We start from the raw sequence: 18,976 nt of genomic DNA on the forward strand, positions 1-18,976 counted from the left end.
GGTCGGTGCGCTGCGCGACGAGCCCTTGCCCAGCGGCGCGGCCTCGGGGAGCACGCGCTGCCGTCCGTCCTCGTCGAAGACGGCCCGCAGCATCGGATGCCGTACGACGAGCCTGCGCCAGGCCGCCTCCAGCCGCGGCAGGTCCACGCCGGTGCCGTCGAACTCCGAGTAGTAGTGCGCCCCCACCCCGCCGAGCCGCATCTCCTCGGACCGCCCCAGCCAGTAGGCGCGCTGCACGTCGGTCGCCGGGAACGGCTCGTGCGCGTGCTCCGGGTCCGGTACGAGGGCGGGCGCGGCGCAGCCGCCCGCGTCCTGGGTGAGCGTGGCGGCGTAGTCCTTCAGCACGGGGCTCGTGAACAGGTCGGCGATGCGAGCGCCGCGCACTCCTCGCTCGCCCAGGCGGTGCAGCATCCGCGTGGCGAGCAGGCTGTCGCCGCCGAGCGCGAAGAAGTCGTCCTCGCGGTGCACGCTCCGGGCGCCGAGCAGATCCCGCCACACCTCGGCGACCCGTTCCTCCACACCGGGCCGGGGCGGTGTGCCCTGCCCTGTGCGGTCCCGCGCCGACGAGACGTGCCGGGCGAGGAGCTCGCGCACCGCACGCCGGTCGACCTTGCCGTTCGCGGTGAGCGGCATGACCGGCAGCAGGACCAGCCGGTCCGGGACCATGTACGACGGCACCTGGCCGGCGGCGAAGGCACGCACACCGTCGGTGTCGTACGACCGGCCGTCCGGATCACGGACCGCGCGGATCAGCAGCGCGGGCTCCTGGTCACGTACGGACGTGCCCACCCCGCTGAACCCATGGCCGCGCAGCAACTGCTCCCAGGCCGACGGCGGCAGCAGCGGGCTGCCGGCCGCGCGGCGGGCCGGGTCCACGTTCGCGAACCCCCGCGTGGGCAGCGCGGCACAGATCAGCCCCAGCGGCGGCAGACCGCCCTGCTCCACCGCGAGCAGCACGCCCCCGGGAGCCAGCAGGGCCGCCACCTGGGCGACTCCGGCGGCCGGGTCGTCGAAGGCGTGCAGGGAGCCGAGGGCGAGGACGGCGTCGAACGCGCCGGGCAGGCCCTCGGGGAGCGCACCGTCCGGCAGCGCCTGGTACCGCACCTCGTGCGGCAGGTTGGCGAGCCGTTCACGGGCTCGCTCCAGAAGCCCGGCAGAGGTGTCCAGAAGCGTCAACCGCACGGAATCGGCGGGCAGTTGCTCCACCACGCGCCGGACACCCAGCCCGCCGCGCGCCCCGACGACCGCGACCCGCAGCGCACTGCGGCCGGGCTCCGCCGCGAGGGCGCGCAGTGCCTCCGCGCAGTCCGCTGCGGCCTGAGCAGTGGCGGGCAGCGCGTCGAGCGCCGCCTCCGGGGCGAGAACGGGGTCGTCGAGGAGCTCCAGCGGGTCGCGCTCGCCGGTCAGCATGGCCCGCAGGTCCGGCAGCCGCTCGTCCAGCCGGGCGAACACGGCTTCGAGGCGGGTTCCGGCGACGCGCTCGGCCAGGCGCTCCGCGTCGGCCGGCTCCGGATGGCGGCTGAGAAAGTCCCGCCACAGGTGCACCAGACCACGCATGGACTCGGCGAGAGGCAGTTTCCCGTCGTCGAGAACGCGGCCGATGACATGGGCGACGACATCGGCCTCCAGCGGATCCGGCCGTGCGGCCACGACCTGGGGTCTGATCCCGTCGTTGCGGCCCGGCTCCTTGCCGAGCGCGGGCGCGTACGCCGCCACCAGCGCCCGCGACGCCCCGTCCGCGTCGCCGACGACCGCCGCGACCGCCCGCCCCACACCCGGCGCCCGCTCAAGTGCCGCCTCCACCTCGCCCAGCTCCACCCGGTGGCCGCGCAGCTTCACCTGGGAGTCCGCCCGGCCGAGGAACTCGACGGTGCCGCCGGGCCGGTAGCGGGCGAGGTCGCCCGTGCGGTACCAGCGCAGCCCGTCGTGCCGGACGAACCGGTCGGCGGTGCGCTCGGGATCGCCGAGGTAGCCGTCGGCCACCCCGGCCCCGCCGATCCACAACTCGCCCGGCACCCAGTCGGGACAGTCCCGGCCCCGGGCGTCGACGACCCGGCACCGGACGTTGCCGAGCGGCGTCCCGTACGGCACCGCCGTCCAGTCCTCGGGAACGTCGGCGCCGGTCACCTCGCACACCGTGGAGTGGATCGCCGTCTCCGTCGTACCGCCCAGTGCCACGAACCGGCAGGCAGGCGCGCGCTCCGCCAGTCTGCCGGGCAGGTCGACGCCCACCCAGTCACCGCCCAGCAGCACCAGCCGCAGCGCCCCGAGGCCGTCTCCGGCGGTGCTGAGCAGCATGTCCAGCACGGACGGCACGCAGTTGAGGACGGTGACACCGTGCCGGTGCATCAGCGCGTGCCAGCGCCCCGCGTCCCGCCGGTCCTCCTCCCGTACCAGCACGACCGCGCCGCCGGCGGACAGCGGCCCGAACAGGTCGTACACCGACAGGTCGAAGTCGAGCGCGGACAGCGCGAGCATCCGGTCGCCGTCACCCACGCCGAAGCGCTCGTCGAGGTCGTCGACCGTGTTGCGCGCCGCGCGGTGCGGCACGACGACGCCCTTCGGCTCGCCGGTGGAGCCGGAGGTGAACAGGATGTACGCCGGGTCGTCCTCCGGCACCGCGACGGGCTCCTTGACGGGCGCGTGCGCCAAGGCGTCCGCCACCGTCAGTGCCACCACACCTTCCGGCAGCGCCGCGGTGTCCTCGGTGACGAAGGCGACCCGGGTCTCCGCACGGGTCAGTACCCGATCGCGTCGCGCCGGCGGATGGTCGCGCCCGACGGGCACGTAGGCCGCGCCCGCCGTCAGGACGCCGAGCACGGCGGCGATCTGGTCGGGCCCCTTGGGCAGGCAGACGGCGACCCGGTCGCCGGGGCCGACGGCGTGCGCGGCGAGCGCGGCGGCGATCCGCCGGGCCCGGTCAGCGAGTTCGCCGTATGTGAGGCAGCCGTCCGTGTCGTCCGTGCCCCACAGCAGCGCGGCCCTCTCCGGGGTGCGCTCGGCGCGGGACAGGAAGTCCTCGTGCAGCAGCAGCCCGGTGCGCGGACCGTCGGTGGCGTTGGCATGCGCGCGGGCCTCCCGCTGGCCCTCGGGCAGCAGGTCCGGCACGGGCGCACCCCAGGAAGCGTCCGATGCGGCGAGGGAGTCCACCAGCGTGCGGTACGCGGCGAACATCGCGTCCAGCATTCCCTCGGGGAACGCCTGCTCCAGCGCGTCCCAGTTCACGAGCAGGCCGCCGTCGAGCTCGGTGACCTGGGCGTCCAGCCATACCTGCGGGCCCTGCGAGATGATCCACACCGGCCGTCCGAAGCAGGCGCGCACGTCCTCGGAGAACAGCTCGCCCAGGTTGAGGGCGCTGGTGAACACCACGGGGGCGAGGACCCGTCCGCCGCCGCGCTGGGCGCGGTTCAGGTCGCGCAGCACCTCGACACCGGAGTACGAGGCGTGCGCGGCGTCGTCGAGGAATCGTTCCTGGAGGGCGCGGGCGCGGTGCTCGAAGGAGTCCCGGCCGGACATGTCGGCGGTGAGCAGCACGGACCCGGTGAAGTCGCCCACGAGCAGGGGGACATCGGGATGCAGCGGCTCGCGGTCGAACAGCGGCACGTTCAGCAGAAAGCGGTGCTCGGCGCTCCAGGCGGCGAGCACCTCGGCGTACGCGGCGGCCAGGGCCATCGCGGGGGTGACACCGTGCCGGTGGGCGCGGGCGAACAGGGCCTCGCGCCCCTCGGGCGCCAGCCAGTGGTGACGGCGGGTGACACGGGGGAGGACCGGCCCCTGGGCCACGGGCAGCGCGGGGGCGCCCGGCAGGTCCGGCAGCCGGGCGGCCCACCAGGCGGCGTCCCGCCCACGGTCGCGTTCCCGCTCGGCGGAGGCGCCACGGTCGGCGAGGTAGCGGCGGTAGCTGAAGCCGATGGGCGGGAGTTGCTCCGTACCGCGGTAGAGGGCCGCGAGGTCGGCGAGCAGGACGCGCAGGCTGAGCGCGTCGGCGGCGAGCATGTCGAGGTTGAGGTGGGTACGCGTCCGGCCGCCGGGCAGCAGCGACAGCTGCACGTCGAAGACCTCGCCCGCGCCGACCCGCAGCATGCGGTGCGACAGCTCGTCCCGCAGCCGCTCCAGCCGGCGGTCGGCCTCCTCCTCGGTCAGCGCACGCAGGTCGTGCACGCGAAGCCCCGGCCAGGAGGAGGCGGCCGGGGTGTGCTGGCGGCCGTCGTCGCCGAACACGGCGCGCAGCTGGGCGTGCCGGGCGAGCAGGGCGCGTACGGCGCGCTCCAGGCGCTGCGGGTCGACGCCCTCGCCGTCGAACTCGTTGTAGAAGTGCGCGGCCACACCGCCGAGTTCGTGCTCCGTGCCGCGGCCCACCCAGTAGGCGTGCTGCATCAGGGCCAGGTCGAAGGGGGAGGTCTCGTCATCGGCCGGGGTGCGCTCAGGCGGTTCCTGGGTCCGGCTGCCAGGGCTCGGACATCGCTCGGCCAGGAGTTCCTCCCACGCGTGCAGCGTGGGCGTGCGGGCGAGTTCCGCGAAGGTCAGCCGTATGCCGGCGCGGCGCAGTGCCGCGGACACGGTCATCAGGCGGATGGAGTCCAGGCCCTGCTCGATGAGGTTGTCGTGGGGGCCGACCCGCTCGGCGTCCGGGCCGAGCCAGTCCGTGATCAGGGGGCGGACCGTCCGCAGGGGATCGGGTTCTGACACTGCGTCACCAGCCTCGATGCGATCGATGTGTGATCCTATTGAAAATGATATTCATTTCCTACAGTATGAAGAACGGGATGGACAAGCCCCTGCCGAGCAGGACACGACCAGAGGGGGATCACGTGCTGGACGGCTGTACGCCGTGGCCCGAGGAGTTCGCCGAGCGCTACCGGGAGGCCGGGTACTGGCGAGGTGAAACGTTCGATCAGCTACTGCGGACCTGGACTCGCGCCCACCCGTGCCGCATTGCCCTCGTGCAGGGCGAACGACGGCTGGACCGGGCGGAGCTGGAACGATCCGCCGACCGCGTCGCACGCCGGCTGGCGGGACTCGGCGTCCGAGTGGGGGACCGCGTGGTCCTCCAGCTCCCGAACGTGCCCGAGTTCTTCACCGTCTTCTTCGGCCTCCAGCGACTCGGCGCGATCCCCGTCCTCGCCCTGCCGCTGCACCGCCGCAGCGAGATCGTCCACCTCTGCCGGCTGTCCCGGGCCGTGGCGTACGTCGTCCCGGACGTCCACCAGGGCTTCGACCACCGGGAGCTGGCCTCCGAGGTCGTCAAGGAGTGCCCGGACCTGCGGCACGTCCTGGTGGCCGGCGAGCCGGGCGCGCACCTCCCGCTCGACGGCCCCGGAACCGCCGGGGAGTTGTCGCCTGCCCCCGACGACGCCTCCGAGGTGGCTCTGCTCCTGGTCTCCGGCGGCACCACCGGGCTGCCCAAGCTGATCCCGCGTACCCACGACGACTACGCGTACAACGTGCGGGCCAGCGCCGAGCTGTGCCGCTTCGGCCCCGACACCGTCTACCTCGCCGCGCTGCCCGTCGCCCACAACTTCGCGCTCGGCTGTCCCGGAGTGCTCGGCGCGCTGCACGCGGGCGGCACCGCCGTACTCACCGACGAGCCCGACCCGGACGCGGCGTTCGCCCTCATCGAGCGCGAACGCGTCACAGCGACCGCGCTCGTGCCGCCGACCGCCCGTATGTGGGCGGCGGCGACGGAGTGGGGCGAGGCGGACCTGTCCTCGCTGCGACTGCTCCAGGTCGGGGGCGCCCGGCTGCTGCCCGAGCACGCCGTCCAGGTGCGCGGCGCCTTCGGCCCTGTCCTGCAGCAGGTGTTCGGCATGGCGGAGGGCTTGCTGAACTACACCGAACCGGATGCACCGGAGCAGGTCGTCCTGCACATGCAGGGCCGTCCGCTGTCCCCGGACGACGAACTCCGCATCGTCGACGAGGACGACCGCGACGTCCCGCCCGGCACGACCGGACGGCTCCTCACCCGCGGTCCCTACACCCTGCGCGGCTACTACCGGGCCGACCAGCACAACGCCACCGCGTTCACCGCCGACGGCCACTACCGCACCGGCGACCTCGTCCGGCGCACCCCCACGGGCCACCTCGTGGTCGAGGGCCGGGTGAAGGAGCAGATCAACCGGGGCGGCGACAAGGTGGCCGCCGCCGAGGTCGAGGAGCAACTCGCCCACCACCCGGCGGTCCTGGACGTGGCCGTCGTCCCCGTCCCGGACGACCTGCTCGGCGAGCGCACCTGCGCCTTCGTCGTCCCCAGGCCAGGCGCCACCGCCCCCGATCGGAACGCGGCGGCCGCCTTCCTCCGCGAACGCGGCCTGGCCCCGTACAAGATCCCCGACCGGATCGAGAGCCTCGACGCCCTCCCGGTGACGGCCGTCGGCAAGACCGACAAGAAGGCGCTGACGGCGCTGGCCCGCGATCTCGCGGCCGAGGGCGCGCGGCGCGAGGAAGGGAACCCTCGTTCATGACCGCTACGACCGATCCTCGACGGACTGCCGTGACTTCGCACCCGTCCCGTACGCCTGGCGCGTCCCAGGACTCCTGGGGTTCCTGGGCCGACGCCCTGCCCGCACCGGGACCCGCACACACCGTCGAGTCCCCCGACGACCCGGCGGAGGCGGCGGTCCGCCTCGCCCGCTCCGGTCTCGGCGGCGAATACGTCGTTTACGAGCGCGCCGGGGTATGGCACTACGCCGCCGGCCCCGCGGCCAGCGTCACCCTGGACGCCGAAGGAATCACCGTACGCTGGGGCAGCCGCTCCATGACCCGGCCCCTCGGCACGGCGCCGCTGGAGCAGCTCGCCGACGCCCTGGCCCAACTGCCGCACCGGGACTGGCGGGTGTACGGCTGGGCGGCCTTCGAACTGGCCCACCTGCTGCACCCGGACACGGGCGACACAGGGCACGAGCCGCTGCTGCACCTCATGCTGCCGACCACCGAGGTGGCTCTGGCCCCGGGAACGGCACACATACGGACTGCGGACCCGGAACACATACCCCTCGTCGCCAAGGCTCTGGCCAGTCCCACGGGAGCGCAGGGCGAAGTCCTCGCAGACGTGGAAGAACTGCTTGCCTCCGGGGCAGGGCCGTACCAGCATGCCGTCCTGCGCACGGTGGACGACATCCGGGCAGGGCTCCTCCAAAAGGCCGTACTGTCCCGCCCGTTGCCGATGCCCGCGCACACGCCCGCCCCCGACCTGACCGCCACCTACCTGGCAGGCCGCCGCGCCAACACCCCCGCTCGGTCCTTCCTGTTGGACCTCGGCGGCTGGCGAGCGGCGGGCTTCAGCCCCGAGACCGTCGTGGAGGTCGACGCGGGCACCCGCCGCGTCTCCACCCAGCCACTCGCCGGCACCCGTGCCCTCGACCCGCGCCTCGAGGAGACCGCGCGGCTACGGGCCGAGCTGCTCGGCGACCCCAAGGAGATCCACGAACACGCCCTCTCCGTCCGACTCGCCGTCGACGAACTGACCGGCGTCTGCCGCCAAGGCACGGTCGTCGTCGAGGAGTTCATGACGGTTCGGGAACGCGGCTCGGTGCAGCACCTCGCCTCTCGCGCCGCGGGACGCCTAGCCGACGACCGGGGCCCCTGGCACGCCTTCGCGGCGCTGTTCCCCGCCATCACCGCCACCGGCTGCCCGAAACCGGAGGCACTGCGCGCCATCGGCCGATACGAGAGCGAACCCCGAGGGCTGTACGCCGGAGCCGTATTCACCGCCGACGCCGACGGCTCCCTCGACGCGGCGCTCGTCCTGCGCACCGTCTTCCAGCGTGACGGCCGCAGCTGGCTGCGGGCGGGAGCCGGAGTCATGGGGCAGTCGACACCGGAACGTGAGTGGGACGAGACCTGCGAGAAGCTCCGCAGCGTGGCACCGCACCTCCGGCACAGCCCCGGCACGGCACCCGCGGAGCCGCGATGAGCGACCAGCCGCGCCCAGCCCTGGTCCTGGTCCACGGCGGCTGGCTCACGGGCGCCTGCTGGGAGCCCGTCCTGCCCCACCTGTCCGCCACGTGTCTCACCCCCGACCTCCCCGGACGTGCCGGCAGACCCGCGGATCTCACCACCCTGACCATCGGAGACCTGGCCCGAGCGGTGGCGGACGACATCGACGCGGCCGGACTCGACCAGGTCGTCCTGGTCGGCCACTCACAGGCGGGCGTTGTCATACCGCAGGTCGCCGCGCTGCTCCCGCACCGGATTCACCGCCTGGTGTTCCTGGCCGCGACTGTGCCACGGGAGGGCACCTGTGCCCTCGACGGCTTCCCGCTCCTGGTCCGCGCGGTGATGCGCAGGCGGCTGCGCTCCGGCCTGTCACCACGCCCGGCGCGGGTGGCGGCACGCTGGAGCTACTGCCGCGACCTGCCGCCCGACACCGCCGATCACGTCCTGTCTCACTTGGTCGACGACGCGGCGGGACCGCTCCTCGAACCAGTGTCGCGCGGCGGCCTGCCTCCCGTCCCGCGCACCTACATCCGTCTGCGCCGCGACAGGGCGCTCCCCCTCGCCGCCCAGCAGCGTCAGATCACCCACCTCGGGGGCGTCGACGTCACCGACCTGGACTGCGGCCACTTGGCGATGTACGAGCAGCCTGCCAGGCTCGCGGCCGTCCTCGAGCATCTGGCTTCGCGCTGACGGCGGGTCGCGTCCCACTGGGATTCGAGTCGCTGGAGTGAGGGGTGCCCGTTCCCGCACGGCGTGGCCCTTCAACTACTTCAACTACGCGGGTGAGGTGTGGGAGGTCGGCGGCGGCGAAGTCGGCCAGGTGCCGCTTGAGGAGCGACCAGATCCTCTCGGCCGGGTTCAGCTCCGGAGCGCAGGAGGGCAGCTGGAAGATCTGTAACCAGTCCTGGTGCTCCTCGGCGAAGCCGGCCAGCTCCTTGACCACGTGCACGTTCAGGTTGCCCCACCACCACACCACCGCGGTTCCGAGCTGCAGATGGTCATGACGATCAGATCCCGGTACTGGCGCCAGGAGAACGCCTTCGGCTCGCCCCGGCGTCCGTGCCAGACGTGCAGCTTGAAGAAGAACCGGGACCGGTGCATAGCCGGCGGCAGGTCTGCATGATCGACGGCCACCTCTTCTTTGCGCTCCCCAAGGGTGGCAAGACGCGGGAAGTCGATGCGGCACCGGCTGCCAGCGCTTCGCGTGCAGCCGCCTCTGGAAGCCCGCGCTCGCCTCCGCGGGACTCATCGGCAAAGCGGACCCCGATTCCGACGAGAGCAAGGGGGAGCCGTCACGTGAGCTCGGCTTCCATGCCCTGCGCCACACCTACGCCAGCGTCCAGCTCGAAGCCGGCGAGTCGATCGTCTCCCTCGCCCGCTGGCTCGGGCACGCCGACGCTGGCTTTACTCTGCGTACATACACTCACTTCATGCCCGACGCAGGCACGCGCGGTCGCGCCGCCATGGATGCTTGGTTCAGTGGGAGGCGAACTCTCTGGAAACCCCCTGACGGTCATGCGGGGGTGTGGGAGGCGGGAAACATGCAGGTCATGGTGGGTATGGAGCGGAACTCATGCGGTTGACGGTCTTCTGGCAGCGGATGGCGGACCACTTCGGTTCCGGATACGCCGAGACGTTCGCGCGCGACCACGTGATGTCGGAACTCGGTGGGCGCACGGTGATCGAGGCGCTGGACGCCGGCTGGGACGCCAAGGAAGTGTGGCGCGTGGTCTGCGCCGTCATGAACATTCCGGGGGAAAAGCGCTGACCGGTCACGAAGATCGCAGGACGGCAGCCGATTGTCGGTGGTGTGGGCGAGACTGGCATCGTGGCACGCACTGACGAGACCGGGCAGTTCGCCCAGCACGGATCCCCGTTCGGCACGACGCCGCCCACCCCGCCGCCGGGGCAGGGCGACGCCGGGGCCAACGCCCGCATGCCGCGCTGGCTGCCGCGCGCGATGGTCCTCGCGCTGGCGCTCGTCGGCGTGTTCCAGCTGGGCAGCTGGGCCTTTCACCAGCTCACCGGGCTGCTGATCAACGTCCTCATCGCGTTCTTCCTGGCCCTGGCCATCGAGCCCGCGGTGAGCTGGATGGCTTCGCGCGGCATGCGCAGGGGCCTGGCGACAGCCGTCGTCTTCCTCGCTGTGATCACCGTGTCCGCCGGGTTCGTGACCCTGATGGGTTCCATGCTCGCGGGCCAGATCATCAAGATCGTCGAGGATTTCCCGAACTACCTCGACTCCGTCATCAACTGGATCAACACGCACTTCAACACCGAGCTGCGCCGCGTGGACGTCCAGGAGGGGCTGCTCCGTTCCGACTGGCTGCGCAACTACGTGCAGAACAGCGCGACCGGAGTCCTGGACGTGTCCGCCCAGGTCCTCGGCGGTCTCTTCCAGATGCTGACGATCACGCTGTTCTCGTTCTACTTCGCCGCGGACGGCCCGCGGCTGCGCCGCGCACTGTGTTCCGTGCTGCCGCCCGCCAAGCAGACCGAGGTGCTGCGCGCATGGGAGATCGCCGTCATCAAGACCGGCGGCTACCTGTACTCGCGCGGCCTGATGGCGCTCATCTCCGGCATAGCCCACTACATCCTGCTGGCGACCCTGGACGTGCCGTACGCGCCCGTGCTCGCCGTGTGGGTCGGCCTCGTCTCGCAGTTCATCCCCACCATCGGCACGTACCTCGCGGGCGCGCTGCCCATGCTGATCGCCTTCACGGTAGATCCCTGGTACACGCTGTGGGTGCTGATCTTCGTCGTGGTCTACCAGCAGTTCGAGAACTATGTGCTGCAACCCAAGCTGACCGCGAAGACCGTCGACATCCACCCCGCGGTCGCCTTCGGTTCGGTCGTCGCGGGCACCGCCCTTCTCGGCGCGGTGGGTGCGCTGATCGCCATCCCGGCGGTCGCCACGCTGCAGGCGTTCCTGGGGGCGTACGTGAAGAGGTACGACGTCACGGACGACCCCCGCGTCCACGGGCACCGGTGGCGGGGAACGGGGCGCAGCCTCTTCACGCGCGCGCGTGGGCTGTGGGCGCGGCGACCGGGGGATCACCCCCCGGCGGACAAGGGGGGTTCCGGGGAGAGCTCCGCCTGAGTCCGGCTGTGCGGACCGTGCCTCGACGGCGGCGGCCGGGCAGGAGTCCGGGGTGCCGCTGACCGCGAGCGTAGATGTCCTGTTCCCTACCAGCCCATGTCCTTGGCCACCTCTGCCTGGGCTGCGGCGATCTCTTCATCGGTGGACTCGATGACGTCCACCTCTTCCAAACGTGTCAGCAGGTCTGCGAGAGCCTGCTTCTGTGCCGGGTGCGTGACCGGCACGGTGTCCAGGTCGGTGCTCATCAGCCAGTCGAACAGCACGATGGCGTCGGAGCGCCACAGGCGGAGATCGACGATCGGCGTGGACCCCCACGGGAACCCGGTTTCCATGGGGGCATCATGCCAGGTCAGCAGCGTGCAGAACTGGGCAGTTCAAGGAGCGCGCCTGCTTGCTTGTGGTGCGCTTGACACGAAAATCGAACATCCATTCTTATGGAGGCTCCGGCGAGGCGCTCGGCGCGCATTTCACCACGGTTTGGACTGAGATGTGCCCGAGTTATCCACAGGCCGGACGGACGTCGGGGCGCATTGTCAGTGGCAGGCGTTAGCGTCTTTGACGTGAAGCGATCGACTCAAGCAAACCGGGTGGAACCCATGGCAGGAACCGACCGCGAGAAGGCGCTCGACGCCGCGCTCGCACAGATTGAACGGCAATTCGGCAAAGGCGCGGTCATGCGCATGGGCGACCGGACCAAGGAGCCCATCGAGGTCATCTCGACCGGCTCGACCGCCCTCGACGTGGCTCTCGGCGTGGGCGGTCTGCCGCGCGGCCGTGTCGTGGAGATCTACGGCCCGGAGTCCTCCGGTAAGACGACCCTGACCCTGCACGCGGTGGCGAACGCCCAGAAGGCCGGCGGCCAGGTCGCCTTCGTGGACGCCGAGCACGCCCTCGACCCCGAGTACGCGAAGAAGCTCGGCGTCGACATCGACAACCTGATCCTCTCCCAGCCGGACAACGGCGAGCAGGCGCTGGAGATCGTGGACATGCTGGTCCGCTCCGGCGCACTCGACCTCATCGTCATCGACTCCGTCGCGGCGCTCGTTCCGCGCGCGGAGATCGAGGGCGAGATGGGCGACAGCCACGTCGGTCTGCAGGCACGCCTGATGAGCCAGGCCCTGCGGAAGATCACCAGCGCGCTCAACCAGTCCAAGACCACCGCGATCTTCATCAACCAGCTCCGCGAGAAGATCGGCGTGATGTTCGGTTCGCCGGAGACCACGACCGGTGGCCGGGCGCTGAAGTTCTACGCCTCGGTGCGTATCGACATCCGCCGCATCGAGACCCTGAAGGACGGCACCGAGGCGGTCGGCAACCGCACCCGCTGCAAGGTCGTCAAGAACAAGGTCGCGCCGCCCTTCAAGCAGGCCGAGTTCGACATCCTCTACGGCCAGGGCATCAGCCGCGAGGGCGGCCTGATCGACATGGGCGTGGAGCACGGCTTCGTCCGCAAGGCCGGCGCCTGGTACACGTACGAGGGCGACCAGCTCGGCCAGGGCAAGGAGAACGCGCGCAACTTCCTGAAGGACAACCCCGACCTGGCCAACGAGATCGAGAAGAAGATCAAGGAGAAGCTGGGCGTCGGCGTGCGACCTGAGGAGCCGGCCGCCGAGCCGGGCGCGGACGCCGCGGTCTCGGCCACCCCGGACGACGCCGGAAAGGCGGTGCCCGCGTCCGCGGCGGCCAAGGCGGCCAAGACCAAGGCCGCGGCAGCCAAGAGCTGACCCGTGACACGGCGAACGGACTGGGCCGAGTACGCCGCCGACCCGGACGCTCCGCATCAGCGGGGGAGAGGCGGGCACGGGCGTTCCCCCTCCGGAACGGGCGGCGACTCCTACGGCGGGGACACGGCCCACGACACGGACGGGGGGAACGACGGCACGGCGCTGTACGGCGGGAGCGGGCCGTACGGGAGATACGGCGACGAGTCGGGGCTGACGGACCGCAGGCAGCCAGGTCCGGCGTACGACGAGGCGCCGGGTTCTCCGTACGAAGACGTGCCTGACCTGACGTATGGCGACGCGCCAGGTCAAGGCGCGCTGGACGGCGAAGCATGGCCGAGGGGCCATGCGGGGGCCGGCACCAGTGCGTCCGACGGCGGCTCACGCCGGAGCCGAGGTGGGGCTCGGGGATGGGACGCCGCGGGTGGCTCGGACGGCTCGGGCAGCTCACGGGGGCGTCGTCGGCGCAGCCGTACAGAGTCGTCCGGTGAGGACGGAGGTGCCGCTTCCTCGTCGAGGGCCGGGGCGGTGGTGCCTCCAGCGGACCCGGTGGAGCAGGCGCGGGCGATCTGTCTGCGCCTGCTCACCGGGACCCCGCGCACGCGGAAGCAACTCGCGGACGCCCTGCGCGAGCGGGAGATCCCGGACGACGCCGCCGAGGAGGTCCTGTCGCGGTTCGAGGAGGTCGGCATCATCAACGACAGCGCGTTCGCGGACGCCTGGGTGGAGTCCCGGCACCACGGCCGGGGACTGGCCCGCCGCGCGCTCGCCCGGGAACTGCGGACCAAGGGCGTCGACTCCACACTGATCGACGCGGCCGTCGCTCAGCTCGACTCCGAGCAGGAGGAGGCGACCGCGCGCGAACTCGTCGCCCGCAAGCTGCGTTCCACGCGTGGCCTCGACCGCGACAAACGCCTGCGCCGCCTCGCGGGCATGCTCGCCCGCAAGGGTTATCCCGAGGGGATGGCTCTGCGGGTGGTTCGGCAGGCGTTGGAGGAGGAGGGCGAGGATACGGAGTTCCTCGGGGACGAGGGGTTCTGAACCCGACGGCCCACGGGGGCTCGTAAGGGGCCTGGGAGCGGGAGGCGGGCGGCGATCTCAGAGTTCCGGCCCCGGGCACGGTGGACGCGCGGGGGCGCCCATCGCGTTCGGGGCCGGTTTCGGGTACTGGCACGGTACGGGTACGGAGGTGAGGGCCGGGCAGTGCGGCCGGTAGTCGCTGCCCGGAGCCGCGGACGTCTTCCGACCGCCAGCCTCTAGCCCGCCCCCCTCGCCACCCACGACGTCACCGGCAGCCCCTCAGCCCGCCAAGCCTGGAACCCGCCGACCAGATCGGTGGCCCGGTGCAGTCCCAGTCGCCGTAGCGACTCGACCGCCAGGCTCGACGCGTATCCCTCGTTGCAGATCACCACAATCCGCAGGTCATGACTGGTGGCCTCGGGGACACGATGGCCGCCCTGCGGATCGAGCCGCCACTCGAGTTCGTTGCGCTCGATGACGAGGGCACCGGGGATCAGCCCGTCCCGCTCGCGCAGGGCCGCGTACCGGATGTCGACCAGCAGAGCTTCGCCGATCCGGGTGGCCTCGTAGGCCGCCCGCGGTTCGATCCGCTCGTAGCCCGCGCGTACTCGTTCCAGCAACTCGTCGATGCCGACCGGCCGTTCACCCACGCCGTTCGTCGCGGTCACGCCATCCACCCCACTCACTGCCAGTCCTCCGGCCGCTCCACCTGCTCCAGACGCAGGATCGGCCCGCTGCGGCTGAAGCGGCGCATCTGTGGCAGGGGCGGATAGTAGGCGTGAACGGAGATCGCATGCTGATCGGCGGATTCGTTGAGGACCTCGTGCACATGGTGATGGCCGAAGGAACGGCCCTTGCCGGTCGGCAGCCGGCGTTCGAGGTCCACGCCGTCCGTCAGTTCCAGCGTCTTCCACCCGTCGGCGGGCAGCCGGACGGCGAGCGAGTTCTCCTTGAGCTCACCGGCCGCGGTCACGAAGGCCCCGACCGAGTCGGCGTGGTCGTGCCAGCCGGTGCCGGTTCCGGGCGGCCACCCGATCAGCCAGGCCTCACTGCCGCCGGGGCCCTCCAGCCGTACCCAGGTACGGCCCTCGGGATCGAGCGGAAGCGACGCGATCAAGTCGGGGTCGGCGGCAGTGCGCCGTACGAAGGCGAGAAGGTCCGCCTGCGTCGGCTCGGACGCAGGCGCGGAAGCCGGTGCGGCTGACGCTCGTGCGGCGGACGCTCGTGCAGAGGACGCCGATGCAGAGGACGCCGGTGCGGAGACCGAGATGGAAGCCGACGCGGAAACCGGCTGAGAGGCGGCAACGGCGGCAACAGCGGCAGGGGAGACAGACGAAAGGGACAAGGGGGACCGTCCTGAAGAGAGTTCGCGAAGAGGGCGCGACAGCGCAGGCGAAGATCGCGGCGCGCGCCGAAGAGGGGATGCGAGTTCAGCAGGACGGACGACACACGCAGCCCGCATAGCGGACGAGGTCCATATGGACCCTCCGCCACAGGCGCACACAGGTGTCGGTCACGGTCCGGAGTACACCACGCCGGTGTGAACCGGTCAACTCACCGTCACTATGCGGACCGCACAGTGACGGTGAGTACTACGTTCCTACGGCCGGTCAGCGGGAACCAGCGGCCGCACCGGCTTCCGCACCGGCCTCAGCCCCGGCCCCCGCCCCGGCCCCCGCCGTGGTCCCAGCCGCCGCCTTGACCGGTCCGCCCAACGCCGTCTCGGCCGCCGTGTACAGATCGGCCGGCCGCACCCCGCTCAGCGCCGTCACCAGATGCCCGTCGGGGCGCACCAGCAGAACCGTGTGCGCGGCCGCCCCCGGGTAGCTCTCCGCGACCAGCAACTCGGCCCGGTAGGGCAGCGCCGTCACCGCGGCCGCCAACCGGGGCATGATCCCGGCGGTCGCCCAGTGCTTGCGCTCCCACACGCCCGTGCCCGGCGCGATCAGCAGGACCAGCAGCGCGCCGCGCCCGAGCCGGTCCCGCAGTCGCACGAAGGAGCCGTCCTCCGCGGTGACGCGCACGTCCATGACCTGCGCACCGCGCGGCGTGTCGACAGGGACCTCGCCCTCCAGGTGCCGGGGCGTCAACGGCGAATCGGCGTACGCCCCCGGCGCACCGATCGGGCCCTGCCCCAAGTGGCCGTCCATCAGCAGCGCGTCGTTTCCACGTGCGGAACCGGGGACGTACGCCCGCAGCCCTCCTCCGCCGCGCAGCAGCGGCAGCGCCTGGTCGGCGGCGCGCAACCGGGCGGCGACGACGGCACGCCGCTCCGCCTGGTAGCTGTCGAGCAGCGCCTCACACGGCCCGTGGTGCCAGGCCGGCGCCAGCTTCCAGGCGAGGTTGTCGGCGTCCCGCAGCCCCTCATCGAGCCCGTGCGTGCCGAGCGCGCCGAGGCAGTGCGCCGCGTCCCCGGCGAGAAAGACGCGACCCACCCGCCAACGCCGGGCCAGCCGGTGGTGGACCGTGTGCACACCGGTGTCCAGAAGTTCGTACGACGGCGTTGACCCGCCGGTCCACCCGGCGAGGGTGTCCCGTACATGGGAGACGAGCATCTCCGGCGTGACCAGGTCCTTGCCCGGCGGCAGCAGCCAGTCGAGACGCCAGACCCCGTCCGGGAGCGGCCGTGCCGTGACCTCCCCGCCCGAAGGTCCGGACATCCGCCACGGCGGCATCCTGTGGAGCAACGCCTCACCGTCCCACGGAAGTTCCGCCCGCAGCGCGGCGACGGCGTGCCGTTCCACCGCCGTACGGCCGGGGAAACGGATGTCCTGGAGTTTGCGCACGGTCGAGCGCGTGCCGTCGCAGCCGACGAGGTAGCTGCCGCGCCACCAGGTGCCCTTGGGCCCGCGAGTGTGGGCGGCGACGCCCGAGGGCTCCTGCTCAAGGGCGTCCAGGCGGCTGTCCACGGCGACCTTGACGAGCGGTTCGTCGGCGACAGCCGCGCGCAGGGCGCCGGTCAGCACGTGCTGGGCGATGTGCAGGGGGGCGGGGTTCGTGGCGCCCTCGTGCCCTTCTGCGGTGCCGCCGAATTTGACCTCGCGCATCACCTGCTTGCGCCGCATAGCCCGCCATCCGGCCCAGCGCGCGCCGGCTCCAGCGAGCGGAGTACGGGTCAGGCGCTCCATGAGGGCGGCGGTGTCCTCGCGCAGTACGACGGTGCGCGCGAGGCGTGGCTCGTCTTTGCCGGGCCCCTCGTCGAGAACGACGGACGGCACCTCCTGACGGGCCAGCGCCAGGGCGAGCGCGAGCCCGACGGGCCCCGCTCCCACGATGATCACCGGGTCCACGGCGCGGCGCCCCCTGCCCGCAGTGGTGTCCCGAGGGACGCAAGTGAACAGAAAGTTGGAGCAGGGTGCACGATCACAGAACGTATGCAACCCATTGCCGGTGCTTGCGTCAAGTGACGGAGCTAGCGCCCGCCCCAGACGGTATCGAATCAAGGCCGAAGCTATATGCCGGAGCGGCCAAGCGAGCTACGGCACTCTCCGACCACAAGCTCTCGTCGGGTCTGGTGAATGATCTTGACAGTTCGTCTATTACGTTAAGCTGAGTTGCGGAATTCTTTGGCCTCCCATGCGATACGAGCAGCGTGGAGGCGGCTATTGACATTCAGTTTCGAGAATATGGAATGCACGTGATCCTTCACCGTCCCCGGACTGATGGTCAGAGCATGAGCTATGGCTTGGTTCGGCAGGCCGTCAGCCAACAAATCTAGGACTTCTCGCTCCCGCGCGGTGAGGGTGTAGATCTTCGTCTGCGCAGTCCTCTTCTGTGTCGACTCGGTCATTGGTGCAGTGTATTCGCGGATTACCCGTTTGGATATCTCAGGTGAGAGGGCGCAGCCTCCTTGAGACACCGCAAGGACTGCCCATGGTAAATGTCGCGGTGCGCTCTCTTGCAGCAGGATTCCGGAGGCGCCAAGGGTGAGTAGTGCACGCGCTCCCCTTTCCGATACGGATTCCAGTATAACGAGAGTCGAGGGATGCTGTGAAAGCTGTCTAATTTGCGTCAGCGGCTGAATTGCTTCTCTGTGTGAAGAAGGGCAGAGTAGCAAAAGTTCCGGGCGTGCGACTTCAAGCAAGGAGAACGTTTGGCATATTTTCCCTTCGGCAACCACGCAGAGATTGAGTTGAGATTCTAAGATGGCGCGCAAGCCTGCGCGAAAGAAACGCCCATCGCTGACAAGTGTCACCCGCACCATTCGCCCCCCGGTGATCTGTGTCTCGCTCAGTCCGCCACTCCGGTCATGAGAGGCGGAGCACTAAGTGCACTCGGTTGAGTTTATCGACCCTTCTGGATGAGGCGGAGTGCAATTGCGTCAAGTTGAGCTTTTCTTGAGCCTCTTGGCTCCCCTCAATGTGGATTATCCTGCGTTTGTCGCCCATTTCCTGGATGTCCCTCTTGAGGTGTAGGCGAGAGTCTTCAATAATTGCCCAGCTTGGTAGCGCCGTGCTTTGACTCTCTTGGGGAGTGTCAACCCTCCATCTTGGGGGTGCTGGATGTGATTCCCATCTGTCGGTGGATGTCCTGCATGCCCTAAGTCCGAGAGGCTGGTTGTGGAAAATGTTGAGCCTCGTAGCGGGTCCTCAAGCTGCTCATCGAGATCTTCAAGAAGAAGAGGTAGTTTCGTGCGTAAAATCCGACGAGCCCTCCTGGCCGGCTTCGCTCTTGTCGGCGTGATGCTTACGGCACCTGCCACAGCATCAGCCGAGAGCGTCGAGGTGAAAGCGCGACCCACCGGCTGTAAGTTCGAGATCGCTGATGCATGGAGGACAGCGGCCTGGTGCAATCACCCCAATGGTGGTTCCTACCGAGCGATCGCAAACTGTAAGGATCCAGAGACCGGGAAAATAACGACTCCTGTGGGCAACTGGAAGAGGAACGGAGCGCCCTCCTTTGCGTACTGCCAGGGGGCCAGCAGGCCCTTGGTTGCAGGCGTCGAGACAAGAGTTTCTTAGGCGCGCAGGAGACGCTCTAGGTTACATGGCCCGGATCGATTAGATCGAGAAAGGATTCGCATCAATGAAGAAGCAATGGTCTGTGCTGGTTGCCAGTGGTGTGTTGGCGGCGTCCGTCCTGGGATTTCAAGGCACGGCCGCTGCAGCCGCCGATGAGTCCGCTACCATAAGGGCTCATCCAACGCGCTGCGGTTTCGAGAAGTACTTGGACGGCGCGAGGGCCTGGTGTGATAGGAGTA

The 18,976-nt window shown here is 70.5% G+C and carries 15 protein-coding genes; 7 read left to right on the top strand and 8 right to left on the bottom strand.

Annotation, left to right across the window (positions count from 1 at the left end; translation table 11 throughout):
• Positions 1-4,689: amino acid adenylation domain-containing protein (locus ABZ078_RS38495; RefSeq protein WP_356583191.1), on the bottom strand; the 4,689-nt coding region annotated here is incomplete at its 3' end.
• A gap of 77 nt (positions 4,690-4,766) precedes the next feature.
• Between ABZ078_RS38495 and ABZ078_RS38500 the strand changes: the two genes are divergently transcribed.
• The 3 genes from ABZ078_RS38500 to ABZ078_RS38510 are packed head-to-tail and all read left to right on the top strand — an operon-like array spanning position 4,767 to position 8,625.
• On the top strand, positions 4,767-6,461 hold the full coding sequence (locus ABZ078_RS38500; RefSeq protein WP_356583192.1) for an AMP-binding protein: 1,695 nt from the start codon (positions 4,767-4,769) through the stop codon (positions 6,459-6,461).
• Positions 6,462-6,490: 29 nt separating this feature from the next.
• Positions 6,491-7,912: a salicylate synthase gene (locus ABZ078_RS38505; protein WP_356583193.1), complete on the top strand. Its 1,422-nt coding sequence runs from the start codon at positions 6,491-6,493 to the stop codon at positions 7,910-7,912.
• Positions 7,909-8,625, top strand: a complete 717-nt coding sequence (locus ABZ078_RS38510) for an alpha/beta fold hydrolase (RefSeq protein ID WP_356583194.1) — start codon at positions 7,909-7,911, stop codon at positions 8,623-8,625. The genes ABZ078_RS38505 and ABZ078_RS38510 overlap by 4 nt, the downstream gene beginning before the upstream one ends.
• Here the strand turns inward: ABZ078_RS38510 and ABZ078_RS38515 are convergent.
• On the bottom strand, positions 8,540-9,184 hold the full coding sequence (locus tag ABZ078_RS38515; protein WP_356583195.1) for a transposase: 645 nt from the start codon (positions 9,182-9,184) through the stop codon (positions 8,540-8,542). The two genes, ABZ078_RS38510 and ABZ078_RS38515, sit on opposite strands and share 86 nt — an antisense overlap.
• Positions 9,185-9,508: 324 nt before the next feature.
• Here ABZ078_RS38515 and ABZ078_RS38520 point away from each other — a divergent pair, with 324 nt between their 5' ends.
• Both ABZ078_RS38520 and ABZ078_RS38525 read left to right on the top strand, forming a co-directional pair.
• Entirely contained in the window at positions 9,509-9,703 is a 195-nt protein-coding gene (locus ABZ078_RS38520) for a DUF3046 domain-containing protein (RefSeq protein WP_356583196.1), read from the top strand.
• A 60-nt stretch (positions 9,704-9,763) separates the two neighbouring features.
• A complete protein-coding gene (locus ABZ078_RS38525) occupies positions 9,764-11,035 on the top strand; it encodes an AI-2E family transporter (protein WP_356583197.1) in 1,272 nt (423 codons plus the stop codon).
• 86 nt (positions 11,036-11,121) lie between these two features.
• On the opposite strand, the gene ABZ078_RS38530 is transcribed toward ABZ078_RS38525, so the two are convergent.
• Positions 11,122-11,367 (bottom strand): hypothetical protein, encoded by a 246-nt coding sequence (locus ABZ078_RS38530; RefSeq protein WP_356583198.1) that lies wholly within the window; start codon positions 11,365-11,367, stop codon positions 11,122-11,124.
• Positions 11,368-11,631: 264 nt separating this feature from the next.
• Here ABZ078_RS38530 and recA point away from each other — a divergent pair, with 264 nt between their 5' ends.
• Both recA and recX read left to right on the top strand, forming a co-directional pair.
• Positions 11,632-12,759: a recombinase RecA gene (recA, locus tag ABZ078_RS38535; protein ID WP_356583199.1), complete on the top strand. Its 1,128-nt coding sequence runs from the start codon at positions 11,632-11,634 to the stop codon at positions 12,757-12,759.
• Between the two features lie 3 nt (positions 12,760-12,762).
• A complete protein-coding gene (gene recX / locus ABZ078_RS38540; protein ID WP_356583200.1) occupies positions 12,763-13,797 on the top strand; it encodes a recombination regulator RecX in 1,035 nt (344 codons plus the stop codon).
• 215 nt (positions 13,798-14,012) lie between these two features.
• Here the strand turns inward: recX and ABZ078_RS38545 are convergent, their stop codons facing one another.
• From ABZ078_RS38545 to ABZ078_RS38565, 5 genes are all read right to left on the bottom strand, one after another.
• A complete protein-coding gene (locus ABZ078_RS38545; protein ID WP_356583201.1) occupies positions 14,013-14,444 on the bottom strand; it encodes a rhodanese-like domain-containing protein in 432 nt (143 codons plus the stop codon).
• A gap of 14 nt (positions 14,445-14,458) precedes the next feature.
• Positions 14,459-15,046: a cysteine dioxygenase gene (locus tag ABZ078_RS38550; RefSeq protein ID WP_356583214.1), complete on the bottom strand. Its 588-nt coding sequence runs from the start codon at positions 15,044-15,046 to the stop codon at positions 14,459-14,461.
• A gap of 160 nt (positions 15,047-15,206) precedes the next feature.
• Entirely contained in the window at positions 15,207-15,293 is an 87-nt protein-coding gene (locus ABZ078_RS38555; protein WP_313960178.1) for a putative leader peptide, read from the bottom strand.
• Positions 15,294-15,386: 93 nt separating this feature from the next.
• Positions 15,387-17,066 (bottom strand): FAD-dependent monooxygenase, encoded by a 1,680-nt coding sequence (locus ABZ078_RS38560; protein ID WP_356583202.1) that lies wholly within the window; start codon positions 17,064-17,066, stop codon positions 15,387-15,389.
• A 254-nt stretch (positions 17,067-17,320) separates the two neighbouring features.
• Positions 17,321-17,980, bottom strand: a complete 660-nt coding sequence (locus tag ABZ078_RS38565; protein ID WP_356583203.1) for a response regulator transcription factor — start codon at positions 17,978-17,980, stop codon at positions 17,321-17,323.
• Between the last annotated feature and the right edge of the window lie 996 nt (positions 17,981-18,976).

It is taken from the genome of Streptomyces sp. NPDC006385 (assembly GCF_040612485.1).
Lineage (GTDB): Bacteria > Actinomycetota > Actinomycetes > Streptomycetales > Streptomycetaceae > Streptomyces.